The organism is Rhodomicrobium sp. (assembly GCF_047605405.1).
Classification (GTDB): Bacteria; Pseudomonadota; Alphaproteobacteria; order Rhizobiales; family Rhodomicrobiaceae; genus Rhodomicrobium; species Rhodomicrobium lacus.
Genome location: NZ_JASGFR010000017.1, coordinates 56,783 through 81,183, shown reverse-complemented (window position 1 = coordinate 81,183; position 24,401 = coordinate 56,783). Strand labels below are relative to the sequence as shown.

The window sequence follows — 24,401 nt, the reverse complement described above, 5'->3', positions numbered from 1 at the left end:
GCGCCGACTTCCGGCTCGGACGCGATGGACTTGATGCGGTTGATCGCGTCCTGAATCGAGCTGAGGTTCGCGGCTGCGATCTTCACCGTGCCGTCGTCGGAGATGTCGATCTTCGCGCCGGATTCTTCCACGATGGAGCGGATGACCGAGCCGCCCGAACCGATCACTTCGCGGATCTTGTCGGTCGGGATGGTGATCGTCTCGATGCGCGGGGCGAATTCGCCAAGCTCGCCGCGAGCGCTGCCGAGCGCCTTCGCCATCTCCCCGAGGATGTGCAGACGGCCTTCATTGGCCTGCTCCAGCGCGGTCTTCATGATCTCGGTCGTGATGCCCGTGATCTTGATGTCCATCTGGAGCGCGGTCACGCCATTCGCGGAACCGGCCACCTTGAAGTCCATGTCGCCGAGGTGGTCTTCATCGCCGATGATGTCGGAGAGAACGGCCACGCCGTCGGCTTCCTTGATGAGGCCCATCGCGATGCCCGCGACCGGCGCCTTGATCGGCACGCCCGCGTCCATCAGCGACAGCGACGCGCCGCACACGCTCGCCATGGAAGACGAGCCGTTCGACTCGGTGATCTCGGACACGACGCGCACCGTGTAGGGGAACTTGTCGCTTTCCGGCATCATCGGGTGCACCGCGCGCCAGGCGAGCTTGCCGTGGCCGATTTCGCGGCGGCCGGGCGAACCCATGCGGCCCGTCTCGCCGACCGAATAGGGCGGGAAGTTGTAATGCAGCAGGAAGGATTCCTTGTAGGTGCCTTCCAGCGAGTCGATCCACTGCTCGTCCTCGCCGGTGCCGAGCGTGGCGACGACGAGCGCCTGCGTCTCGCCGCGCGTGAACAGCGCCGAGCCGTGGGTGCGCGGGATCACGCCGACTTGGCTCAGGATCGGACGGACGGTCCTGAGGTCGCGGCCGTCGATGCGCTTGCCGGTCTTCAGGATGTTCGAGCGAACGACGTGCTTCTCGATTTCCTTGAAGGCTTCGGCGATCTTGTTCTTTTCGGCGGCGGTCGTTTCCTCGGTCACGAGTTCGGCGATGGCCTTTGCCTTCGCTTCGGCGACCTTGGTCTGACGTTCCTGCTTCGCCGCGATCTGGAAGGCCTTCTTCAGGTCCTTCTCGACGAGCTTCTTCACTTTCGACTCGAACTCGTTCTTCGCGTCGGGCACCGTCCACGGGTCTTTCGCGGCCTGTTCGGCGAGGCCAATGATGGCGTCGATGACCGGCTTATAGCCCTGCTGACCGAAGACCACCGCGCCGAGCATGATTTCTTCGGAGAGTTCCTTGGCTTCGGATTCGACCATCAGCACGGCGTCGCTCGTGCCGGCGACGACGAGGTCGAGGTCGCTCGCCTTGATCTGGTCGGAGGTCGGGTTGAGGATATACTCGCCCTTCGAATAGCCGACGCGGGAAGCGCCGATCGGGCCGAGGAAGGGGAGGCCGGAAATCGTCAGCGCGGCCGAAGCGGCGACCATGGCGAGGATATCGGGATCGTTCTCCATGTCATGGCTGAGCACGGTGACGATGACCTGCGTCTCGTTCTTGAAGCCGTTCGCGAAAAGCGGACGGATCGGGCGGTCGATGAGGCGGGAAACGAGCGTCTCGCGCTCGGTCGGGCGGCCTTCGCGCTTGAAATAGCCGCCGGGAATCTTGCCGGCCGCGTAGGCCTTTTCCTGATAGTTGACGGTGAGGGGGAAGAAATCCTTCGAAGGGTCCGCGTCCTTTTCGCCGACCACGGTTGCGAGCACGCTCGTCTCGCCATAATGCGCGAGCACCGCGCCATCGGCCTGCCGTGCAATGCGCCCCGTTTCGAGCGTCAGCTTGCGGCCGCCCCATTCCACTTCTTCGCGGAAGATATCGAACATCTTTATTCTTTTCCAACAGCTCAAGCCGGAGGCCCTTCCCCCGGCTCATATTCATTTGCGTCATTTGTTTCTGCGCGAGGCCACACTTACCGCAGATTTGGCCCGGCTCCTAGCGGAGAAATGTGCATCGCTTCCGGTTGCGCGGGGCTTTCGGCTCACGGAAACGTTCGTTGACCGGAAAAGACGCCGACCTGACCCTCCGCGAAATCAGAAGCTTATCGGAGGAAACATGGATCGCCGTTCTTTCCTTTTGCGGGCGGGAGCCGCCTGTCTTTGCGGGGCCTGCGGAGGGCTTGCGTCTCATTCGGCCTTCGCTTCCGAGGCCGCTCCTCACTGGACCTACGAAGGTCATGGCGGGCCAGCCGACTGGGGGCGCCTCTCGCCGGAATACGGTGCGTGCTCGATCGGCAAGGGCCAATCTCCCGTCGATCTTTCGCATGCCGTCGCGGAGGCGCTGCCGCATCCGCAAGTGACATGGAAGCCTGTCCCGCTCAAGGTTTCGAACAACGGGCACACGATCGAGGTAGCAGGCGCGGGCGGCGGCACCATCCAGGTCGATGGCGCCGTTTATTCTCTCGCCCAGTTTCATTTCCACCATCTGAGCGAACATACAATCGAGGGCAAGCCGTTCGATCTGGAATGCCACTTCGTGCATCAGGCTGTCGAACCCGGCGGCGGGCTGGCGGTGCTGGGCGTGTTGATCGCTGCCGGCGACGCGAACCCGGCCCTTGAGCGGATTTTCGCCATCATGCCGTCTGGGGTGGGCGAAGCGACGTCGAATGAGCCTTTCGATCCAACGGCGCTTCTGCCGAGAGAGTTTGCCGCTTTTCGCTATTCCGGCTCGCTCACGACGCCGCCCTGTTCCGAAATCGTGCAATGGGCGGTACTGAAACAGCCGATTTCAGCCTCTGCTGAACAGATTGCCCGCTTTGCGGCTCTGTTTCCGAACAACGCGCGGCCGGTTCAGCCTTTGAACGGGCGCAAGCTTTTCATCGAAGCGACTTAAGCGGCCCTTCCTCAAACGAAAAATGCCGGAACGGCGGGCCGCTCCGGCATTCTAGTTCAGCGTTCGGCGTGAAGAGCGCCTAGCGGCGGATGCCGAGGCGGCCGATGATGTCGCGATAACGCGCTTCGTCCTTGCCCTTCACATAGTCGAGCAACCGGCGGCGCTGGCTGACGAGCTTCAGAAGCCCGCGGCGCGAGTGGTTATCCTTCTTGTGGGTCTTGAAGTGCTCGGTGAGGTTCGAAATCCGCTCGGAAAGAACGGCGATCTGCACTTCCGGCGAACCGGTGTCGCCCGGCTTCGTGGCGTATTCGGTGATCAGCGCGGATTTGCGCTCTGCGGTAATCGACATCGGTTATCTCCGTTGTTTTTGTGTGCCTGAAAAGGCTTATGCGGGGATGTTGAAAACCCGGATCGGATGCATTTCGCCGCGTTCCACCTCGCCAATGGCGATAAGAACCCCGCGAGAGGTCGCAAAGATCGGGCCTTTCAGGATTGGTGCGGTCGCCCCTCTTATGAGGATGGACTGCCCCCGCTTCAGCCTGGCCGCATCGTCTCCGTTCACGGCGAGCGCCGGGATGCCGTCCAGCGCCGTCTCGACAGGAGCGATCGTGCCCAGAAGAGCACCGAAGCCATCCGCACTATTGCTCAGGTTTTCGAGCGTTTCCAGCGAAATCGCATTCTCTTCATGGAATGGCCCGACGCTCGTGCGCCGAAGCGCCGCGATGTGGCCGAAGCAGCCGAGCGCGCGGCCAAGATCGCGCGCGATGGAGCGCACATAGGTGCCCTTGCCGCAGTCGCAGTAAAGGCGCGTGAGGTCCGGCGAAACCGTCTCCTCGATTTCAAGCTCATAGACGGAGATCTGTCGCGGCTGCAACTCGACCACTTCGCCGTCGCGCGCGAGGTCGTAGGCGCGTTCGCCGTCGACCTTAATCGCGGAATAGCACGGCGGCGTCTGCATGATGTCGCCGATGAATTGCGGGAGCGCGGCCTGCACCTGCTCGACGGTCGGACGCGCGTCGCTCGTGCGGACAGGCTTGCCCTCGGCGTCGTCGGTGTCGGTCTCGATGCCCCAGCGGATGGTGAAGTCGTAGGACTTCTCGCAATCGACCACATGGGCAACCGTCTTTGTCGCTTCGCCGAACGCGATGGGCAGCACACCGGTCGCCAGTGGATCGAGCGTGCCGGCATGGCCGACCTTCTTCGGGTGGAACAGGCGTTTGAGGCGCGAGAGCGCCTGATTGGATGTCAGCCCCTGCGGCTTGTCGAGAATAAGCCAGCCATTGATTTCGTTGCCCTTGTTGCGGCGCGCCATCGCTTTGTCGCTTCTCTTGAAGTTTTATTTGAGATCGCGGGCGACGTCAGGAGAGCGCAGCAGTTCGTCGATGCGCTCCGCCGCATCGAGTGCGTGATCGGCCCGAAATACAAGCTCCGGGACATATTTCAACTCGATGCGCCTTGCAAGCTCGCCACGCAAAAAACGCGCATGACGATTGAGCGCCTTGGCGATGACATCGCCTGGCTTGCCGCCCAGCGCGCTTGTGAAAACGGTGGCGTGCTTGAGGTCGGGGCTTACGCGCACCTCGGCGACGGTGATGATCTGGCCCTGAAGCTCCGCATCCTCGATGTCTTCGAGCCGGAAAATTTCGGCCAGCGCATGGCGCAGCAGTTCGCCCGCGCGGAGCTGGCGCTGCGACGGGCCTTTCGAATCGTGTGTCGGTTTCATGATGAGCGTCTCCGAAACCATGGAAGTTAGCGGAGTTTCGGCGGGAAACAAGCCGCGGCACGCAGGATGCCTCCTTTTCGACTCCGCGCGGAACGCCGGTCTTTCGCGACGCGGATTGCGTGGACGATTCGGTAAAAACGGCGAAAAATAATTCTATATGTAAGGTTGACCAGTTCTATAAATAAAATGATATTTCAAGTCGAGGGTCGCCCGGCCAGGCGACGGGCACCCTTTCCGACTGGTGGGGATGAAGAAGTTCAGAGGGCGCAATGACAATAGAGAATTCAGGGCCATTCGCGGTTAACAGGCGTCACCTCCTGGGGCTGGCAGCGGCCGCGCTCGTCGCGCCCGCCCTTGCCGCGGCGGGCTCCGGCGTCGCGCGCGGTGAAGCGAAGGCCGGGACGGCGCTCGCAGAGGCTTCGAAAAATGCGTTCATCTACGGTCTGCCGCTCATCGAAAGCGCCCGTGCACGCGCCCGCGCGCTGTCGAAATCGCCGGTCAACACGCTGACGCACAAGCGTGTTCTGAGCGACTATAACGACCGTTTCATCACCACCCCGAACAACGACACGCTTTATTCGGTCGCGTGGCTCGATCTCAAGAACGGTCCGGCCAGACTGACGATCCCGCAGACGGGAAGCCGCTACGTTTCAGTTGCTCTGCTGGACTTCTATACCAACAATTTCGCCATCCTCGGCACGCAGTCGACCGGGCGCGACAGCGGTACCTTCACGATTGTCGGGCCGGAAGCGGCAACGGACGATCCGCGCGCTATCCGTGCGCCTACGCGCTGGGTGTGGCTGCTCGTTCGCCTGCTTGTGGATGGCCCGGACGATCTCGCCGCTGCGCACGCCGTGCAGGACGGCTTCAGTCTCGACGCTCCGGCGGCTACGGGCAGCACAGCGCCCGCGGTCACACGGAATGCGGAGTGGAACGAGTATTTCTCAGCCGTGCAGGCGTTGCTGAGCGACAATGCACCGCCTGCGACGGACGACGCCATCCTGCGAACCATCGCCCCGCTCGGCCTTTCTCCGAAAGGCGGGTTCGATCCGGGACGCTTCTCGCAAGCTCAGGTCGATGAAATCAAGTCCGGCATCTTCGCCGCTTCCGTCGAACTTACGAACACGCGGGATATAGGCCGCATCGCGCAGGGTTGGCGCTATCCGCGCTACGACCTCGGAGATTACCACGAAGCCTATCTTTATCGGGCGCAGGTGGCGGTTGCGGGGCTTGCCGCGTTGCCCCCGCGCGAGGCGATCTATCTTCAGCCGCGCCTGACGCCGGAGCAAGCCGAACTCGCACCCGGCAAATCGCTGCTGCTGCGCTTTCCGGCTGGGCAGCTTCCGCCGGTCGGGGCCTTCTGGTCGCTCAGCATCTACGAAGCGACGCCAGACAACCAGTTCTTCTTCTTCAAGAACCCGATCGATCGCTATTCCATCGGCGACCGCACCAAGGGCCTCGTCAAAGGCGCGGACGGCTCGCTCGACATCTGGATCTCGCGCGACAAGCCGAGCGATCCGTCGAAGCTCGCCAACTGGTTGCCCGCACCGGAAACGGGACCGTTCTCGCTGTTCCTGCGCGGCTACCTGCCGGCGCCCGCGTTGCTGTCCGGGGCTTATCTCGTGCCCGCGCTGCAACTTGTGTAAAGCGACCGTCCCCGGTTCAGGCCGGCGGAGGCGGAACAGTCTGGCATCGAACGAGAGGGAAGGGCGATCGGCGCCCTTCCTGAGCGGATCGGCTGTTCATCATTTCAACGCTGCGTGGGGTCGGCCACAACGCCGCCCACGACGGGCCCGCTCGCGCCTGTCGTCTTCGGAAAACTCGCGGGGAGGCCCCTCAGGCGGCGCACGGCGAGAAAGGCGAAGGCCTGCGCTTCCATGAAGTTCGTGCTGAACCCGGCCTGGTCGGCGGTCTGCACGAGGGGCGGCGGATCGCCTGCGCCCAGCACCCGGCGCAGCCCCGCCATGATGTAAGGGTTATGCGCACCGCCGCCGCAGATGATCCAGGTCTTCGCGCGCTCGGGAAGGAAATGCTGCGAGGCGGCAATGCAGGCGACCGTGAACGCCGTAAGCGTAGCCGCGCCGTCGGCGGGCGAAAGCCCCTCAACCTTTGTGAGCTTGAAGGAAAGCCGGTCGAGCGATTTCGGCACCGGCTTCGTGAGAAACGGGTCTTGCAGCAGCCTTTGCAGCACGTCGCCGTTTACCCTTCCAGACAGAGCGAGTTTCGCATCCTCGTCATAGGGCTTGCCGGTATGGCGGAGCGTCCAGTCGTCGATGAGGCAGTTTCCCGGCCCCGCGTCGAAGGCGACCATGTCCTCTTCGCCGCCTTCGGGAATATAGCTGATGTTGGATATGCCGCCGATGTTCACGAAGACGGCGGGTAGCGGCAGCCCCGCCCTGAGTGCGAGCGCGCGGTGATAGATCGGCACGAACGGCGCGCCCTGGCCGCCCTGTTCGACGTCAGCCGCGCGAAAATCGTAAACCACCGGAATGCCGAGCGATTCGGCCATGCCGCGGCCGTCGCCAATCTGGATCGTCAGGCCCTTTTCGGGCTTGTGCACCACGGTCTGGCCGTGGAAGCCGATGACGTCGATCTCGCCGAGGTTCAGCCCGCGAAGGGATGCGAACGCCTTCACGCAGGCGATATGCTTCTGCGTGACCATGGTATCGGCGACGGACAGCACGCCGCTGCGGTCGTTCCGGTCGGCGATCCCGACCGCCGAGGCGAGTGCTTCGCGCAGAAGCTGGCCTTCCACCGTGTCGTAGGAAAAGTCCTTGCCCGGTCCGAAAGCCTCGATGGTCTCGCCGTCCGTTTCGATCAGCGCGACATCGACGCCGTCGAGCGAGGTGCCGCTCATGAGCCCGATCGCCTTCATTTCCCACCGCCCCGCTCTTCCACGCTCAATGCGAATGTTGACGCCAAATGCGAATGCCTTACATGGTTCTCGCTTGGTAGCACGCCTGAAAAGCGCCTGTCGAGGCGGGCCGGGCGCGAAGGAGGAGACCATGGCCGCATCAGCAACCCATACGGACTTCGTAGAGATCCTGAAGGAGCGCGGCTATCTTCATCAGGTTTCCGACGAGGAGGGGCTGAGGAAGCGCGCAGCGGAAGGACGCATCACGGCCTATATCGGCTTCGACTGCACCGCGCCGAGCCTTCATGTCGGCCATCTCATCTCGATCATGATGCTGCGTATTCTGCAGAAGAGGGGCCATCGCCCCATCGTGCTGCTTGGCGGCGGAACGACCAAGGTCGGTGATCCGTCCGGCAAGGACGAGCAGCGCAAGATCCTCTCGCAGGCCGACATCGACTTCAACAAGGCGAGCCTCAAGACCGTTTACGAGCGCTTCCTCACCTTCGGCGACGGCCCCGCCGACGCCATCATGGCCGACAACGACGAGTGGCTCTCCAGCTTGCGCTACATCGAGTTTCTGCGCGACTATGGGCGGCACTTCACCATCAACCGAATGCTCACCTTCGATTCGGTGAAGCTACGGCTCGACCGCGAGCAGCCGCTGACGTTCCTCGAATTCAACTACATGCTGCTGCAGGCTTACGACTTCCTCGAATTGTCGCGCCGCTACGGCTGCGAGCTTCAGATGGGCGGGTCGGATCAGTGGGGCAACATCGTCAACGGCATGGAGCTTGGTCGCCGCGTGGACGGGCGCGAGCTGTTCGCGCTGACGACGCCGCTTCTTACCACGTCGTCGGGCGCCAAGATGGGCAAGTCGGCCGGTGGCGCGGTCTGGCTCAACGCCGATCTGCTGAGCCCCTACGAGTACTGGCAATACTGGCGGAACACCGAAGACGGCGATGTGGGCCGCTTCCTGAAGCTGTTCACCGAAATGCCGCTCGATGAGATCGCGCGGCTTGAGGCGCTGCAAGGCGCGGAAATCAACGAGGCGAAAAAGATCCTCGCAACCGAGGTGACGGCGCTGCTCCACGGTCGCGAGGCGGCGGAGGCGGCCGCCGACACGGCGCGGCGCGCATTCGAGGAAGGCGCTGCGGCGGAGGGGCTTCCGACGGTGGAAATTCCGCGCGGCGAACTCTCCGACGGCGTCGGCATCCTCAACGCTGCGGTGAAGGCCGGGCTCGTAGCGTCCACCAGCGAGGCGCGGCGGCAGATCAAGGGCGGCGCGCTGAAGGTGAACGATGCCGCCGTGACGGACGACCGCGCGAGCCTTTCGCTTGCCGATCTCGATGGAGATGGCGTCATCAAGCTGTCGCTCGGCAAGAAGCGCCACGTGCTGCTGAAACCCGCGCTGTAGGCAGCCTCGGCGGTCCGCTGTTCTCGCCGGCGTCCGAATGGCTGCGCTTCAAGGAGCGCGGCGCCTGGCTCACGTGTCTTGAGCAAAACCCGGAGCGGTGAGACGCGGTCGCGGGGTACTCGTTACGCTGAAAACAGCTTTTGGCGTTTCATCAACACGCGTTACGCCGCGCAAATAATGCGCGATCCTCGGTGTCGCCGAATGCCTACCGCACCTTCGCGGCCGGGCGGTCCTGCGTCTGGGCCTGGGGCGCCTGCTGGGGCTGCTGTGGTTGTTGCGCGGGCGCGTTTTCAAACTCGAAGATCTGGCGCAGGAAGCCGGGCGCGAGCACCGACACCGGGTTCACGATCACGTCCGGGTTCGACGTCCGCCCCTGCACCGCGAACGTGATGCCGAAAACGCCCTCGTTCTCTCGTCCCTTGAGGAGGTCGCCGAGCACCGGCACGACGCCGAGCACCGCGTTGAAGCCGTAGAGCGGAACGTAGGTGCCCGATAGCGCGAGCGTTTCGCGCGCGAAGTCGATGCGTCCGCGGATTGTCGCCCCGATCATAGGGCCGTTGATGGCCGCGTCGTGGAGCTGGAACTGGCTCTGCGCGATGGAGAAGGGCACCACCATACGGTCGAACTGAAAGGCGTCGCCTGCGTAAGCATGCTGCTGCCTCGCGTCCGGCTTGTAGCGCGCGCCCTCCTTTTCGGCCTGCGAAACCACGCGTCCCACCACCTGGTCGCCGACCACGGCGAAGCGGCGCACTTCGAGCGTGCCGCTCTTGTCCGCGCCGCCGCTGCCGTCGAGGTTCATGCGGAGGCTCATCGTGCCGCCGCGCATCGCGCCGTAGAAGCCGACGAGTCTGAACGCGGAACCGGCGTCTGTGGCATCCGAAGACAGAATTCGAGCATCGCGGGCTCGCTGGTCCACATGCACCGCGACCGGCGACTCGCCGTTGATCCTGCCCGCCGCCTCGATATAGGTGAATTTTCCACCCCGGCGCTTCGCGTCGACGATGACCGATTTGATGCTGGTGTCGTAATAGCCGAACACGGTCTCGATTTCGACGTTGAGGTCGAGGCCCGGCTCGTCCTTCAGCGGCGCCGGCTCCTTGTCGGCGATCTTGCCGGCGCTGAGCAGCGTCTTGAAGAATTGCCGCCCGTCGAACGATGCGCCCTTGGCCTGCACCTTCAGGATATTCTGGGATGTGAGTTCGCCCGCGATGGAAAGATGGGTGAGCGCGTTGGTGGAAAATTCGGGGAAGCTGAACGATGCGAGCCGGTGCTTGTCGTTCATGACGGCGCGCCCGTTGATGGCGATGCCGTCGCCGGTCATCGAGAAATTGTCGAACAGCATCGAGTTGTCATTGCGCCGGACGACATCGCAGGCGAGGGTCGCCTTCTGGCCGGGCGGCTTGCGCCAGCCGATGGCCGTGAGAAACAGGTCGGCGTTGGTTAGGTTCGCCTCCATCATGATCCTCGGCGGCCCGTCCCGCTGCATCGCGATGGCGAGTGCCACCGGAAGATCGCCCTTCACCATGTGATTGACGTTCAGGCCAAGCTCGTCGCGGGCCTTCTCGTTGAGGATGGATGCAAGGCGCAGCGTCGGCTGTTTCTCCGGCGGGGCGTCGAAGATGCGCTGCCAGACGAGCGTGACGGGCACGCCATTCACGCGGATGTCGCCGTTGGCGCCGATGGCCTTTTCCGAGATGTCGAAATTGACATTGCCGCCGTTCAAGGACACACCGCCCGGAATCGCACCCGAGCGGATGTCCGAGACGCGGCTTTTCCCGGTGATGGACATCTGTTCGAATTTGAGATTCATCAGGAGCGGGAATTTCACCTCGAACGAGGCGTGCATCTGACCGTTCACGAGCGATGGCTTGAACCCGACGGCCTTGACGTAGCCGAGCGGCGGCTGGTCGAGGAGTTCGAGCACAGCCGCGACCTCGCCGCCGCCCTTGAAGCGGATGTCGGCGTCGGGAAACTCCGGACGCAGATCGTCGATGAGGAGCTGGCCGTCCGTGAACGCGACGATTTTGCCGCTCGGCAGTTCGATGCGCGCTTCGCCCGGAATATCGTAGACGAACCGGCGGCCCAGAATGCGCAGTTGCGAATCCTGGGTTTCGATGGGGGGCAGCCCCTTCACATGATATATTTTGGCGCCGGACAGCCCCATGCGCATTGAAACAGCGCTTTCCGGGATGTCCCCGCCGTCGTCGAGCGCGGCGATCTGGTCGGCCGACAGGTTCACGGCGACGGTGCCGCCCGTGACCTGCGCGACGGGTAGATTTGTGCCAGCCCACTCGCGTGCGCCGTTCGCGACGAAAACAGGCCAGATAGCTTTCAGGAAGGAGAAGGGCATCGGCGATATGTCGCCTACAAGCGATATCGCGCCGCCTGATCTGACGCGCGATGCCTGCCCCGAAAACGCCAGACGCGACGAGCGGCTGCCGAGTTCAAAGCGGTCCAGCGCGACCGAGTCCGTTTCCTCGTCATACGCGCCTTCGATCCGGAATACATCGAGCGCGACCGGAGCCACCGCGTATTGCGGGGCGGAAAGCTGCGTGCCCCGGCCGTCGAAACCGGCGCGCCAAAGGGACTTACCCGTTGCCGGATCGGTTTCTCGTGCGACACGACCTGAGAGGGTGAGCAGGCTTTCCTCCCAGCGCAGTTCCATCGGGCGGACGACGATCGCCTGGGTTGCCTTGTCGTAGGACACGCGCAAGGTGCCTCCATCGACGACGGCCGGATGTTTCTGGTCGAACGGCGCGAAGAAACGACCCGCACCGAGCCGGATTTCGGCATCGCCGCCTGTGAGCCTTCCATCATATCCGATGTCGAAATGGGCTTCCCCGCTGACGGGAAGCTCGACGAGCTTCAACGCATCGATGGACGGCCAGCTATCCCAGATTGTCTTCGGCACCACGTCCTGAACAGAGGCCGTCACCCTGTAAAGTTTCTCGGTCGGGCGATTTTCGGCGGTAAACGACGCGTGCCACACCGCGCTGTTTCGTTCGAGCGTCAGCCGGCCTCCAACGATACTTTTGCCGCCGCGTTCGTCGAGGTTGAGTTGGAAATCCGCAACCCGCCACGTCGATACGTTGTTTTCATTGGCGAAATACACCACCGCGTCCTGAAGGCCGATGCTTTTCAACGCCTGAGAGGCGGCTCCTCGCTTTCCGATGGCGGCAAACAGGCGGCGAAGAATGGGCGCCGGATCGAAGCCGAGCGCGGCAGGCTCATTGAGATGCAATCCCTGCCGGGCAAGCTGATGCACGCCGGCAACCTCCGGTGATTGCGGCGCCGCTTCGGCGGTTTGCCATGCATCGCCGAGGCCGGCTTGACTAGCGCCCCAGCCCTGGCTCGGGGCGGGGGTCGTCGGCTCGGGCGTCAGCGTCAGACCTTTGCCGGGCACGTTGAAAATCAGGATCTTGGGGCCTAGCAGCTTGATCTTGGACGGCGCCAGCGCGAGCTTGAAAAGCGAAGTTTCACTCAGATCGACCGAGGCGAGGGGAGCCTTGGCTATTTCCTGATTGTTCTCATCGACGACGCTGACATCGGCGAGGCGGAATTCGAGACCCCAGCTTGAAGACAGCCGCAGGATTGCGCCGCCTACACGCAGCGAGTAGCCGTCGAACTGCGCATTGAGCCTATCCTGCACGGAGGGAACGAGAAAGGCGAACGAGATCGGCCCCGTCAGAAGCCTCGCGTAGAGCGCGCCGACCGCGAGAGAAAACACAACCGCGAGCACGGCGGACAAGCGCCATCCCACACGGAAGGAATGCCGTGAGGCTGTTTTGACGTGGCCCGGTATGGCATCGGCGAGCACCTTTCCGCTTTTCGAGAGACGAGAAAGCTGGACCTGTGCTTTGGAAGGAGAAGGTTTCGCCAAATTGCGGCCATGCCTTTCGGGAACCAGTTCTCGGTGCGGGCTTTTCGATGAAAAACGGTCATCCATCGCGCTTCGACTGGATCATGCGAAAGGCCTCAGCCGCACGCATGCCCGCTTCTCCCCCGTTAGCGTAGAACGCGAGCCTTGCCTCGCGCGTACCGTGCCTGATCCCGGCGTGTCCGACGAATGCCGACGTTGCGGCGGGACTTTTCTTTCTGGCAATTCGCCTCTATAGACCGGAAAAAGAGACGAAAGGAAGGCCCACCCATGCTTGAGAATGGTGATTTGGCTCCCGATTTCGCGCTGCCCGATGCCGAAGGCAAGACCGTCACGCTGAGCGGCCTGAAGACTCCCTTCAAGATTGTCTATTTCTACCCGAAGGATAATACGAGCGGCTGCACAACCGAGGCGCGGAGCTTCTCCGACCTGAAGGATGCGTTCGCCGCCGCGGGCGCGGAGATTATAGGCATCTCGCCCGATAGCGTAAAAAGCCATGCGAATTTTCGCGACAAGCAAGGGCTTCGCGTCACGCTTCTGTCGGATCCGGACAAGGCTGCGATCGAGGCTTTCGGCGTATGGGTCGAGAAGAAAATGTACGGGCGTGCGTATATGGGCGTCGAACGTGCCACATTTCTGATCGGCCCGGACGGGAAAATTCTGAAAAGCTGGGGAAAGGTCAAGGTGCCGGGGCACGCCGAGGCTGTGCTGGATGCCGTGCGGGAAGCTGCGGGCAAGCATTAACAGGCACGCTGCAAAAACTGTATCGACAGCGCCGGGTAATTTATTCGATTTGCAAGTTAAAAGCGGCCAGTCAACCAGGCGCGCGCCTGAAAGGCAGGGGTCTGATTGAGAACATGCAACACTGTGGACCAAATCTGCGCGGCAGAGCATGAGCGCCCGAAAAGGCACGATTTTGCCGCGAAGTCGGTGCCGTGTGCACCGAAGCCACGATCGGCGTTGAAATGGCGAAGATGCCGCTCTAAAAGGTTAAGCGTCCGCCGCGCATCGCCTCGGAGTCGCGTTGATGTTCAGTAAAAAGCCAGAGACCGATATGAGCAATTTCGATTCGCAAAAGCCGATAACGAAAACAACGAGCAAAGCTATTGGCGGTCAACCCGTGCAGGGATTGGCTCCGCTCGGAAGCCCGGCTCCCCAGGTTTCCGCCGGTCAGCCCGTTTATGCACCCAAGCCGCCGATCTTCAGGGGACCAGACCGCATGGCACCATCCATCATCGGAGAAGATCTGACCGTCACGGGCAATGTGCTCTCGCGTGGCGAGGTTCAGGTCGATGGCCAGATTCAGGGCGACGTTCATTGCTCGTCGCTGATCGTCGGCGAAAAGGCGCAAATTACCGGCGGCATCGTGGCGGAAGATGTGATCGTGCGCGGTCGCGTCATGGGCTCCGTGCGCGGCAACCGCGTGACGCTGCAGGCTTCGAGCCACGTCGAGGGCGATGTTTTCCACAAGTCGCTCGCCATCGAGCAGGGTGCGTTCTTCGAAGGCAAGTCGCGCCGCTCGGAAGATCCGATTGCGACGGCTCCGCGCCTCGAAGGCATGAATTCGCCGTCTTCGCAAGCCGCCGAGTAATCGGCCCGTTATTTTCTCTGGCGATTTCTGGCGCGTGGGCTAGTCCCCCGCGCCCTTTGGCAATTGATGGCCGGCAGCTTGACGGTTCGACGCTTGAGCGTTTTCGCTTTCTCCGAAACGCGACAGCCTTGGCCTCCGTCGACGACCTTTCCGGGAATCGGCGTCTCGCAACACCTCTTCGACTTGACGCAATTCTGGAAGGAAAACCGGTTTCCGTTTTCCCCGGACTGCTTTATTGGGCTTCGGGCCTGGGGATGCCGGTCTCCGTGTCGCCCCTCGAAACGAAGGTGAACCCGGTTCCATAGGCGGTAACAGCGGCGCTGCCCTGAACCATGAACGGGTTCGAGATGCGCACGGCGAGCACCCCGTCATACCCTTTCGCCGCGGCTTTCTCTTTGAGAAGCTCCAACGCGTCCGTGGTTGCGCGGTCGAGCAGCCGCTCGTACCGAAGCATTTTGCCGCCTACTGCGTTGGTGACGGCCTCGCGCGCGTCGCGCAACAGGTTCGCGGCGAGGACGATGCTCGCGTGCAGCAGTTCGCCTTCCTTGACGCGTTCCCCGGCAAGAGTTTCAACCGTATAAATCTGCATGTGGTCCCCCTGCGTGCTCGGCTCTAAGCATCGTGCAGTAAATCGGGCGCGGCACGACGCTCCGAGTCTCGGTTGTCGTTCAGATCTTCTGCGCTAAATCGGCTCCGACTTGGTGCAGGCGGATCTGAATGCGAAAGCGCCCTGCTGTTGGTGAGCGCGACGCAGTGCGAAGAAGCTCCAAGCCTGACAGGCGTCGCCACACCGGATAAATCGGCACGCCCAGATCCTAGCATCGCGACATTCGTTCGAAATCATCAGCGCGTGCGCGACTTTCCCTGCTCCCGGATTACGATCTGCTGCGGACGCCCGAAGAGCAAACGGCGCAACCAGGACAGCACGACAAGAATGAGGAAGAAACCGACGAGCACCGCAAGCCAGTAGCGCTCCCAGAACACGCGAAATGCGACGTTGCCGCCGCTGACGAGGGCTGCGTCCTTGAGGATGCGTCCATATCCGAAAAGGCTGGGCGCCTCCTGCAGCATCATTTCCAGCGCCGCAAGCTGGTCGCGGCTTCCGAGAATCCCCTCGCGAATCCCCTCGGCGGTGAGGTCGCGCATGACGGATGGATCGTCGGTGACGGCTCGCAGGAGCCGCTTCGCGGCGGATGGTTCCAAGTTGCGCTCATAATCCGCGAAAGCCGCAAGTTGTCGGTCGTTGAGACGGCGGGCGAATTCCCGCACCTGATCGCCGGGGAGGCTCAGGATGAAATCGCGGGCCTCGGGCGACAGATTGGCGATGCGCCCGACGGCGATACGGTCGTTGATCGCGAGAATCTTCTGGAGTGTCTCGGTGGTCAGTCCCTCGACCGGCAGCCAGCGATAGACGCCGAGTTCAACCACGCGCGGAAGTTCGCGCCCGGCGACCTGTGTCCAGCGCAGCGCCTTGTCGATGGATTTCTGCTCTTCCGCGATCACAAGCGCCGCATCGGAGAGGTCGAGCAAGGCGCGATTGAGCGAACCGTTGGCTACCCGCGCCAGCACGGCTGCTTCGCCGCCTTCGGTTCCGCTTACGATGTCGACGATCTGGCCGAGGCGTCCGATCTGGTCGAGCCGCCTGTTCTTGAGGAAATCGGCGAACGCGGGCGATTTTTCGCTGAGCGCGAGCAGGCGATTGTACTGCTGTCGGAAATCGAGCCAAACAGTATAGATGCGCTCCGCCGTCTCGTCGGCGATGACTTCCACCTGCTGGCCGATGTCGGTCTGGATCGACTTGCCGATTTCTTCCTTGATGAGAAGTTTCGTTTCGTCGGACTTCATGCGTTCCGCGATGATCGGAAATACCCCGTCGCCCGCGTCGTAAATATCCTTCGCGATGAGCGCGAGACCCGCCAGCCCCGCGACCGAAGACACGATCCGGCTCGCCACCATTCCTGCGACGCGCGTGCCGACGCTTTGCACGATTTTTCCGATCACGCGCCGTGTCACGATGAGCACGAGACCGGAAATCGAGCCGGCGTTCGTCGCGACGAGGTCTCCCGTCTCGATCTTCGCGGGCGATTGATCGGCGGCGGCGGCGTCGAGATTGCGCTGGCTCTCCTGTGCGAAGACCTGCGCGACAGCGCCCCCATAGCGCGACTGAAGCGCGGTCTGCACACAGGCGATGATCGGGTTCGAGATTCGCGACGTCGCTTTCTCGATGCGCGACGCGGCTTCTTTCGCCACCCCCGTCGCCAGTTCGTTGATCGCGTCGCGGAAGGCTTGCGAGGTGTAGGCGCGCTCGGCGACGGCTGTTGCGTAAAGCGTGGCGCGGGACTGGCTGATCGTGGAATACGCGCGGTCGGCCCAGCTCGAGTCGGCGCGGACCGCCTCGACGGCGGCGTCGATCTCGCGGTCTATACGCGCGTTGACATCCGCCTTGGCCCAGTACTGATTGACGAGCGTCATGTAATCGATCGCCGTCAATTCCGTCTTGAGGCTGGTGGTGGCGAGTTCGCGGATACGGTCGCGCACTTCGGTGTCGGTGAGGTTGCGGCACTCGTCGATTGTGACGATACGCGGGGTCTGCGCGAAAGCGACCGGCAACGCGGGGATCGGCAGCCCCAGCGCCAAGGCGCAAATCATGGTCCAGGCGATGAGTTTACGCATGAAAACCCCGGACGAGAGAAACGATCACGCACGCCATGCCGTACACCTTGTGTCGGGAGAGAGCCAGACGGTAACATAACGATTACAGTCAGAATGAAAAGCGCGTCGAAGCTTGGAAACCTGTCTGTCGGCGCAATCGCGTTCGATGACCTCGGAAGCGCGCTCCAGCCGATTTTCGGTCAAAAAGCCAGCTTCATCGAGCCTCAGGCGGCGGCCTCCATCATCAAACGCTCCCATACCGGGCGGAAGCTTTTTCTGTGATGCGGCGTAACGCCATGCTCCTTGAGCGCCGATGCGTGATCCGCGGTGCCATAACCCTTGTTGCGCTCCCAGCGGTAGGGCGGGAATGCGCAGGCGAGTTCCGTCATCATCCGGTCTCGCGTCACCTTGGCGATGATCGAAGCAGCCGCTATGGAGATCGAGAGCGCATCGCCCGAGACGAGCGCCTCGACGGGAATGTCGAGCTTCGGGCAGCGATTGCCGTCGATGAGTGCCGCGCCCGGTGCTATCGCCAGCGCTTCAATTGCGTCGCACATGGCGCGATGGGTGGCGTGGTAGATGTTGATATCGTCGATCAGTTCGACCGGCGCGATGCCGATTCCCACATGCGCCGCAGCGAAAATCTTCGCAAACAGCGCTTCGCGCTCCGCGGGAACGAGCTTCTTCGAGTCGTTGATGCCCGCCGGAGGCTTGCCGTGAAAGATCACGGCGGCGGCGACGACAGGACCGGCCCATGGTCCGCGACCTGCTTCATCGACACCGGCGACGAGCCCTCCATATTTTCGCTGGAGAGCGAGATCCGGGCGGCGCGTGGGCTTTTGTGTCGAGCGAGGCGGCATTGGCTGTTCATGAACTGCCACGCTTGCGCAATCAAGCGTCCAGACCGCGATACGCACGTTTTTTGCCGTCGCTGCGCTTTCCATGACGCCTTTGTCCTCCGTCAGAAAAGGCTGAGCTGAGCGCCCGGCCGCCGAAACAGGTCGCGGCGTAAACTCAGGTCGCGTTTGCGAAGATCGAGGCGGCGCGTTGCAATCTGAAACCGCGTGGCGATCTGTTCCGCGTAGTGGCCCGTTCCACTGTGCCGCTCGCCGAAGCGCGAAACGTAATCCTTGCCCTCGCGCGTCTGGCGGACGAGGGACATGACGCGGTCGGCGCGATGGGGAAACTCGGAACGCAGCCACTCCTGAAACAGAGGGCTTACTTCGAGCGGCAGGCGAAGGAGCACGTAGCCTGCGTCCGAAGCGCCGGCTTCCGCCGCCACCTTCAGGATGGATTCGAGTTCGTGGTCTGTGAGGGCGGGGATCAAGGGCGCGGCCATGACGGCCACGGGGATTTTCTCCGCCGCGAGTTTGCGGATTGCTTCCAGGCGCCGGTGGGGCGTCGAGGCGCGCGGCTCCATCCGGCGCGCGAGGCGATGGTCGAGCGTGGTGATGGAAATGGCGACACGCACCAGAGCGCGCTTCGCAAGACGGGCGAGGATGTCGATGTCGCGAAGGACGAGCGCCGACTTGGTCACGAGCGCGACCGGATGCGAACTGCGCTCCAGAACCTCCAGCACCGCGCGTGTAATTTTCCGCTCGCGTTCCACGGGCTGATAGGCGTCGGTATTGGCCCCGATCATGATGGTGGCGGGCTCGTAACCGGGCCGGGCGAGTTCTGCTTCCAGAGCCTCGGCGGCATTCACCTTCGCGACGAGCTTCGTTTCGAAATCGAGGCCAGCCGACCAGCCCCAATAGGCATGGGACGGTCGCGCATAACAATAAATGCAGCCATGTTCGCAGCCTCGATAAGGATTTATCGAGCGATCGAAACCGATATCGGGCGAAGTGTTCCGCGCGATGATGGTCTTGACGCGCTCCTCCCGCACCTCCGTCTTGAAATGCGGCAGATCGTCGAGACAATCCCAGCCGTCGTCCAGCGCCTCGCGCCGCTCGGGCTCGAAACGCCCGGTTGCGTTGGAGACCGCTCCGCGCCCGCGCCTGCGCTCGGCGGCGACATGTTCTTCCCCGGTCGCGCATCTCGCTTCCTTCCAGACCATGCTTTGAACCCTAGCGCGCAACGAGGAACAAATAAAGAACATTTTTCGCTTTCCACAGCGCTCGCGATCGGTTAACAAAACGGCCATGATCTCGGTTGTCATTCCAACGCTGAACGCGGGGCGCACGCTCCCGGCGACCTTTCTCTCGATCTTCGACGCGGCCGTCGAGGGCATCGTCAGCGAGGTGATCGTCAGTGACGGCGGCTCCACCGATGCAACGCGGCAGATCGCGGAGGAAGCGGGCGCGCGCCTCATTGTGGCCGAACGCGGGCGCGGCCAGCAATTGAGAGCGGGCGCGAATGCGGCGCGCAAGCCATGGCTTCTTTTTCTCCACGCCGACACGGCGCTGGACGCGGGGTGGACGAACGAGGCGCTCGCTTTCATGAAGCGGGGAAAGGGCGCGGCGGCCTTCAGATTCCGGCTCGCGGACGAGGGCTTCAATCCGCGTCTTCTGGAGCGCCTCGTCGCGGTGCGCTGCGCGCTGTTCCGGCTCCCTTACGGCGATCAGGGACTTCTCATCTCGCGCGACTTGTACGACGAGGTTGGCGGTTTCGCACCGATCCCGCTGATGGAGGACGTCGAAATCGTCCGCAAGCTCGGCCGCACGCGGCTTGCCATGCTGAAGACGAACGCGGTCACGAGCGCCGAGAGGTTTCGCGAGCAGGGCTATATCCGGCGGTCGGCGCGAAATTTATGGTGTCTGTCGCTCTACCTGCGCGGCGTGCCGCCGGAGAAGCTGGTGGAACGATACGGGTAGATCAGCGCGCAATTTGGATCAGCCTGCGCGAGATCGGGACCGATGACGCGGAGACCGCGTCGTGCAGCATCCGTTTGCGGCGATCTCTGAAGCTTCGGCCACTGCGAAGGCCGTCGAGACGACGCGGCAGAACGGGGCCGGACAAGTCGGCATAAAGAGATGCGCGCCTCAGGCCTTGGCTTTTCTCCCGAGCAGAAGCTGCGACAGGAAAATCGTCGATGTCACGATCAGCGCCGCGACGATGGCGACGCCGACGCCCTTGGCGGCGTCTTCCTCGCCGTAGAACACGATACGCCGCGTCCCGTCCCATGCGGTGTAAAGGTCGATGGCCACGGCAGTCGCCCACGCTCCTTTGAGGATCAGGATCGGGCCGCCATGCGCGGGCAGCGAGTGGATGAACTGCGTCGTAACCACGAAGAGAAAAACGATCAGCGTGACCACGAGTCCGAAGACGAACTGGCCGGGATTGATGTCCGGGTTCGTCGGCAGGTCGAAGAAATACGAAACGCCGAGATAGGTGGTGTAGACGTCCCAGAGCGCGATCGGGACCAGGATAAGGTAAAGCAGGCGAGGCGGAACCATCGCTTCGTCTTTCGGTGGCGAGGGTTTTGCTTCCTCTTCCTTGGCCTTTGCCTTATCGGGCTGAGGAGGAGAGGGTGGCACCGGCATGAGCGTAAAGATATAGCCGGGCGGAGGATTTGCGGGCGCTCCCGCTTCCGGTTTCGGTGCTCCGGCACCCTCGGGCTTTGCGTCGTCGGCCACTGTGTTCCGCCTGTTCTGCCGGTCTGTTCGGGCCTGCCGCGTCTATGCGGCAAGTCTGGATCGTGCGCGTGGAGGTCCGCTGCTCGGAGCCTCCCGGTCTCGTCGGTCCCGACCGGCAAGGCGCACAGCCTGGCCGGCCGGAATTCGCAACCCTTGCCAGTGTCGGGCGGGCACAGCTGCGAGAGGGTTTGCTTGCATGGAACGCAAGCCACATTCTTATAGCAAATTTTCTATAAATTTTTCGCAAATATGATGCGGGTTCCGGCGCTCTCAAGCTGGCGGTAGCGCCGGTAGTCGGCTCCTGTATCGATATCGAACAGCGTTTTCGCAAAGGCGACGCGGCGCCCCTCAAGGTTGGCGAGCGTATCGGCAAGCGCGTGTTCCGACGACCAGCGGACATTTGCGAAGGGCTTGAGGATTTTCGGACGGCGCCTGAGCCCGACGAGCCAGTAACCTCCATCTTCCGCCGGGCCGAAAACAGCGTCCGCGCGGCGCAAAAGGCGCAAGGCGTCCGCGATGATTTCGCGCGCGATGCCCGGAATGTCGGTGCCGATGACGACGACCGGCCCCTTTTCGCAGCGGTCGAGCAAGCCCTGCATCCGCGCGCCGAGATCACCGCGCACTTGCGCCATTCGCTGAATGCGCCCGCCCGCGCGCCACGCCGGAAAACGCGCCATTGTGGCGGTTGGAGGCGAGACCGCCAGCATGCAGCGAAAGCGCGCGTCGCGCGCAAGCTCGCGAAGGAGCCTCGCCGTCAGGGCGCGCGTGAGCGCGGACGCCGCCACCGGCCCGATTTCACGCGCAAGCCGCGTTTTGACCGCGCCGCAGATCGGCGCCCTGGTCATGATGACAACCAACGGCCGCCCTGCTTCGGTGCGTTTTCGTGTGCGGATCTCGATGCGCCCGCGCGCTTTTCGGATGTGCGTCACGCCGGTTGCCGTTACGGCGCTTGTCAGAAGCAGCCAGCGATCGCGCCGCCGAGATCGAGGAGAAGCGCAGGTCCGCGCTCGATCATGATCCATGCCGCTCCCGCGACAAGGAGTGCGACGGCTGCGATGAAACTCCATTTCAAGGCCTGCGGCATGTCATCCATCACTCTGCGGGCGCGGCGGCGAGCCTCGGCGAGGGCCCCTCGCGTATGGGCAGATGCAAAAGCGCCGCGAGCATCCCGACGGCGACCGACGACCACCACAAAAGATCGTAGGAATGGGTGGTATCATAAAACCAGCCGCCGAGCCACGCCCCCATGAAGCTGCCGACCTGATGCGAGAAAAACACGACGCCGTATAGCATGGACAGCCAGCGCGGGCCGAAAAACGTCACGATGAGGCCGCTCGTGAGCGGGATCGTGCCGAGCCAGAGGAGGCCGATCAGGAAGGCGTAGATCAGCACCGCCGTTTCGGTCAGCGGCAGGTAGATGAGGGCCAGGAAGATCAGCGCGCGGGCGAAATACAGCGCCGCAAGCGTCAGGTGCTTCGGCGCGATGTCGCCGATGCGGCCGAATGCCCATGTGCCCAGAATGTTCGCGGCGCCGATGATGGTGAGGGCCAGCGCTCCGAGGCTCGGCCCGAAGCCCTTGTCCGCGAGGAAGGCCGGCAGGTGTACGCCGACGCCCGCGAGGTGAAAGCCGCAGACGAAGAAACCCGCCGTCAGCAGCAGGAAGCTTGGATAGCGAAGCGCCTCCGACAGCGCCGCGCCGACACGTTGATCGGAATGCGCGCTGGGATGCGGACTGCTGTCGCCGCTCGTCAGCGCAAAGCCGAGCGGAGCGATCAGCGCTGCGGTGATCGCCATGATCCAGAGCGTGGCCGACCAGTCCGTCGCTTCGAGGATCACATGCGCGTAAGGCAAAGCCATGAACTGGCCGATGGCGCTGCCCATCGTCACGAGACCGAGCGCCGAGGCGCGCCGCTCGGGCGATGCCGCGCGTGCGACGGCACCGAACACGGCTGAAAAGCCCGTGCCCGCGATGCCGATGCCGACGAGACTTCCCGCAAGCGCAAGTTGGGTGCCGCTGGAGGCCGTCGCCATCAACGCGAGGCCACCCGCGTAGAACGCGGTGCCGCCGAGCACCACGCGCAGCGAGCCGAACTTGTCCGCCGCCGCGCCCGCAAACGGCCCCGCCACGCCCCAGACGAGGTTCATGAGCGCCATCGCGAACGAAAACACCTGCCTGTCCAGGTCGAGATCCTGGCTGATCGGCTTCATGTAGAGGCCGAAGGTTTGCCTGATGCCCATGTTGATGGCCAGCATGATGGCCGCGCAGGCGATGAGCAGGCTGACGGTGGGGAGGCGGCGCATGAGGATCTCCCGGATCGGTCGCGCCGCTGTCCGGGGGCAGGCGCTGGCTCGATCCGTCGTAAGTCGAGCAACACTTGTATCTCACGCGCCGCGCAAAGCAAATCATCGGGGTGTGATGCGCGGCGCGCGGTGTGTGGACGAGCGATTTCGCGCGCGAGACTTGACCGACACACGATAAAGCCGGCGACGCTCATCCCGATACGGCGCTTGCCGATACGGCGCTTGCAATGCGCGGCGGCGCGCCGCATGGTCCGGTCAAGCTCAACCATCAGTCCGCACGCCATGCCCGGTAAATTAGCAATACGCGTCATTGCCACGTACTGGCGCTACAGGCGCGGTGCAACGCTCGGCGCGCAAGGAGTCGTGACCGACGGCGATGGCCGCGTGCTTCTCGTGCGCCACGGCTATCGCCCGGGATGGCACTTCCCCGGCGGCGGCATCGAGTGGCGTGAAACCGCCGAGACGGCGCTCACGCGCGAGTTGTTCGAGGAGGCGGGCGTCATCCTCAAGGGCCCCGTGCGGCTGCATGGGCTGTTCGCAAATTTTTCCACCATGCCTAACGATCACGTGGCGGTTTTTATCGTCCCGGAGTGGGAGCGGCCGCACGTGCCGAAGCCGAACCGCGAAATCGTGGAAAGCCGGTTCTTCGCGCGAGACGAACTTCCGCAAGGAACGGTAGAACCCGTCAGGCGGCGGCTTGCCGAAATCTTCGACGGCGCACAGATTGACGCGAAGTGGTGAAGCCGCAAGCCGCGCGCTTTTGAATCCGCCGCGCGCCGCTTTGCCCCCTGACTGCCTTGCGGCCAAGTTTCCGTTGGCAAACGAACCGCGATGTCTCACAAAGCGCGACGGCGAGCATTATATTCGCCCTGGGTCTGTTCCGGTCGGTCGACCCATCTGTGAAGCCGTCTTCGCTGGGAAAGCGGAGGGTTCGCCGACGAGGCCGATCCATTGATCGGGTCCGGCTCCAGAGAGTGGATTTCCCGAACCCGGCTTTGCGGCATGAGCCGGTGCGGGCAATCGCCTTTTTGATCTCGTTCACTCGAAAGGACAGCATATGAAACGCGCGCCTCAGATCAACATCGGTATCCCCGAAGAACAGCGCGAGAAGATTGCAAACGGGTTGTCGCACCTTCTCGCGGACAGCTACAGCCTCTACCTCATGACGCACAATTTCCACTGGAACGTGACCGGGCCGATGTTCAACACGCTCCACGTGATGTTCATGCAGCAATATACCGAGCAGTGGAACGCGCTCGACCTCATCGCGGAGCGCATCCGCGCGCTCGGCTTCCCGGCGCCCGGCACCTATGCAGAGTTCGGCAAGCTGACCTCCATCAAGGAAGTGACGGGCGTGCCGAAGGCGATGGAGATGGTGCGCCATCTCGTCGACGCGCAGGAGGCGACGGCCCGCACCGCGCGCGATCTGTTCCCGCTTCTCGAAGAGGCGAACGACCAGCCGACCGCCGACCTCCTGACTCAGCGCCTCGACGTCCACGAAAAGACCGCGTGGATGCTGCGTTCGCTGCTGGAAGACTGA

Annotated in this window: 22 protein-coding genes; 8 read left to right on the top strand and 14 right to left on the bottom strand. The window is 63.1% G+C overall.

Annotated features, from left to right (window positions below; all coding sequences use genetic code 11):
* On the bottom strand, positions 1-1,865 hold a 1,865-nt coding region (pnp, locus tag QM659_RS08900; protein ID WP_415188143.1), incomplete at its 3' end, for a polyribonucleotide nucleotidyltransferase.
* Positions 1,866-2,094: 229 nt separating this feature from the next.
* Here pnp and QM659_RS08895 point away from each other — a divergent pair.
* Positions 2,095-2,871: a carbonic anhydrase gene (locus QM659_RS08895; protein WP_415188142.1), complete on the top strand. Its 777-nt coding sequence runs from the start codon at positions 2,095-2,097 to the stop codon at positions 2,869-2,871.
* Positions 2,872-2,950: 79 nt separating this feature from the next.
* Here the strand turns inward: QM659_RS08895 and rpsO are convergent, their stop codons facing one another.
* From rpsO to rbfA, 3 genes are read right to left on the bottom strand one after another with little or no spacing between them, the layout of a single operon-like run.
* The gene (gene rpsO / locus QM659_RS08890; protein WP_127076806.1) at positions 2,951-3,220 is read right to left on the bottom strand and encodes a 30S ribosomal protein S15; all 270 of its coding nucleotides are present in this window, start codon (positions 3,218-3,220) and stop codon (positions 2,951-2,953) included.
* Positions 3,221-3,256: 36 nt separating this feature from the next.
* Positions 3,257-4,183, bottom strand: a complete 927-nt coding sequence (gene truB, locus QM659_RS08885) for a tRNA pseudouridine(55) synthase TruB (protein WP_127076805.1) — start codon at positions 4,181-4,183, stop codon at positions 3,257-3,259.
* A 24-nt stretch (positions 4,184-4,207) separates the two neighbouring features.
* Positions 4,208-4,594: a 30S ribosome-binding factor RbfA gene (rbfA, locus tag QM659_RS08880; protein WP_127076804.1), complete on the bottom strand. Its 387-nt coding sequence runs from the start codon at positions 4,592-4,594 to the stop codon at positions 4,208-4,210.
* Between the two features lie 269 nt (positions 4,595-4,863).
* On the opposite strand from rbfA, the gene QM659_RS08875 reads away from it, so the two are divergent.
* On the top strand, positions 4,864-6,240 hold the full coding sequence (locus QM659_RS08875) for a DUF1254 domain-containing protein (protein ID WP_415188141.1): 1,377 nt from the start codon (positions 4,864-4,866) through the stop codon (positions 6,238-6,240).
* Positions 6,241-6,344: 104 nt separating this feature from the next.
* Here QM659_RS08875 and QM659_RS08870 read toward each other — a convergent pair whose 3' ends face one another.
* The gene (locus QM659_RS08870) at positions 6,345-7,469 is read right to left on the bottom strand and encodes an anhydro-N-acetylmuramic acid kinase (RefSeq protein ID WP_415188140.1); all 1,125 of its coding nucleotides are present in this window, start codon (positions 7,467-7,469) and stop codon (positions 6,345-6,347) included.
* Between the two features lie 130 nt (positions 7,470-7,599).
* On the opposite strand from QM659_RS08870, the gene tyrS reads away from it, so the two are divergent.
* The gene (tyrS, locus tag QM659_RS08865) at positions 7,600-8,862 is read left to right on the top strand and encodes a tyrosine--tRNA ligase (RefSeq protein ID WP_415188139.1); all 1,263 of its coding nucleotides are present in this window, start codon (positions 7,600-7,602) and stop codon (positions 8,860-8,862) included.
* Between the two features lie 205 nt (positions 8,863-9,067).
* Here tyrS and QM659_RS08860 read toward each other — a convergent pair whose 3' ends face one another.
* Positions 9,068-12,601, bottom strand: a complete 3,534-nt coding sequence (locus tag QM659_RS08860; protein ID WP_415188145.1) for an AsmA-like C-terminal region-containing protein — start codon at positions 12,599-12,601, stop codon at positions 9,068-9,070.
* A gap of 408 nt (positions 12,602-13,009) precedes the next feature.
* Here QM659_RS08860 and bcp point away from each other — a divergent pair, with 408 nt between their 5' ends.
* Both bcp and QM659_RS08850 read left to right on the top strand, forming a co-directional pair.
* On the top strand, positions 13,010-13,483 hold the full coding sequence (bcp, locus tag QM659_RS08855) for a thioredoxin-dependent thiol peroxidase (protein ID WP_303487531.1): 474 nt from the start codon (positions 13,010-13,012) through the stop codon (positions 13,481-13,483).
* A gap of 475 nt (positions 13,484-13,958) precedes the next feature.
* Positions 13,959-14,330, top strand: a complete 372-nt coding sequence (locus tag QM659_RS08850) for a bactofilin family protein (RefSeq protein WP_081449544.1) — start codon at positions 13,959-13,961, stop codon at positions 14,328-14,330.
* 232 nt (positions 14,331-14,562) lie between these two features.
* Here the strand turns inward: QM659_RS08850 and QM659_RS08845 are convergent, their stop codons facing one another.
* From QM659_RS08845 to QM659_RS08830, 4 genes are all read right to left on the bottom strand, one after another.
* Positions 14,563-14,919 (bottom strand): YbjQ family protein, encoded by a 357-nt coding sequence (locus QM659_RS08845; RefSeq protein ID WP_415188138.1) that lies wholly within the window; start codon positions 14,917-14,919, stop codon positions 14,563-14,565.
* A gap of 254 nt (positions 14,920-15,173) precedes the next feature.
* On the bottom strand, positions 15,174-17,003 hold the full coding sequence (locus QM659_RS08840; protein WP_415188137.1) for a hypothetical protein: 1,830 nt from the start codon (positions 17,001-17,003) through the stop codon (positions 15,174-15,176).
* A 203-nt stretch (positions 17,004-17,206) separates the two neighbouring features.
* Positions 17,207-17,926, bottom strand: a complete 720-nt coding sequence (locus tag QM659_RS08835) for a ribonuclease HII (RefSeq protein ID WP_415188136.1) — start codon at positions 17,924-17,926, stop codon at positions 17,207-17,209.
* A gap of 17 nt (positions 17,927-17,943) precedes the next feature.
* Entirely contained in the window at positions 17,944-19,041 is a 1,098-nt protein-coding gene (locus QM659_RS08830; RefSeq protein ID WP_415188135.1) for a PA0069 family radical SAM protein, read from the bottom strand.
* An 85-nt stretch (positions 19,042-19,126) separates the two neighbouring features.
* On the opposite strand from QM659_RS08830, the gene QM659_RS08825 reads away from it, so the two are divergent.
* A complete protein-coding gene (locus QM659_RS08825) occupies positions 19,127-19,798 on the top strand; it encodes a TIGR04283 family arsenosugar biosynthesis glycosyltransferase (protein WP_415188134.1) in 672 nt (223 codons plus the stop codon).
* Positions 19,799-19,966: 168 nt separating this feature from the next.
* Here QM659_RS08825 and QM659_RS08820 read toward each other — a convergent pair whose 3' ends face one another.
* The 4 genes from QM659_RS08820 to QM659_RS08805 form a co-directional block, all read right to left on the bottom strand.
* Positions 19,967-20,560 (bottom strand): hypothetical protein, encoded by a 594-nt coding sequence (locus QM659_RS08820; protein ID WP_303487520.1) that lies wholly within the window; start codon positions 20,558-20,560, stop codon positions 19,967-19,969.
* Between the two features lie 230 nt (positions 20,561-20,790).
* Positions 20,791-21,405 (bottom strand): TIGR04282 family arsenosugar biosynthesis glycosyltransferase, encoded by a 615-nt coding sequence (locus QM659_RS08815; protein WP_415188133.1) that lies wholly within the window; start codon positions 21,403-21,405, stop codon positions 20,791-20,793.
* A 107-nt stretch (positions 21,406-21,512) separates the two neighbouring features.
* Positions 21,513-21,644: a hypothetical protein gene (locus QM659_RS08810; RefSeq protein WP_303487516.1), complete on the bottom strand. Its 132-nt coding sequence runs from the start codon at positions 21,642-21,644 to the stop codon at positions 21,513-21,515.
* Positions 21,645-21,652: 8 nt separating this feature from the next.
* Positions 21,653-22,861, bottom strand: coding sequence for an MFS transporter (locus QM659_RS08805; protein WP_415188132.1), 1,209 nt, complete (start codon positions 22,859-22,861; stop codon positions 21,653-21,655).
* 282 nt (positions 22,862-23,143) lie between these two features.
* Here QM659_RS08805 and QM659_RS08800 point away from each other — a divergent pair, with 282 nt between their 5' ends.
* Together QM659_RS08800 and QM659_RS08795 are read left to right on the top strand one after the other, a co-directional pair.
* The gene (locus tag QM659_RS08800; RefSeq protein WP_415188131.1) at positions 23,144-23,602 is read left to right on the top strand and encodes an NUDIX domain-containing protein; all 459 of its coding nucleotides are present in this window, start codon (positions 23,144-23,146) and stop codon (positions 23,600-23,602) included.
* Positions 23,603-23,918: 316 nt separating this feature from the next.
* Positions 23,919-24,401 (top strand): Dps family protein, encoded by a 483-nt coding sequence (locus QM659_RS08795; protein WP_127076789.1) that lies wholly within the window; start codon positions 23,919-23,921, stop codon positions 24,399-24,401.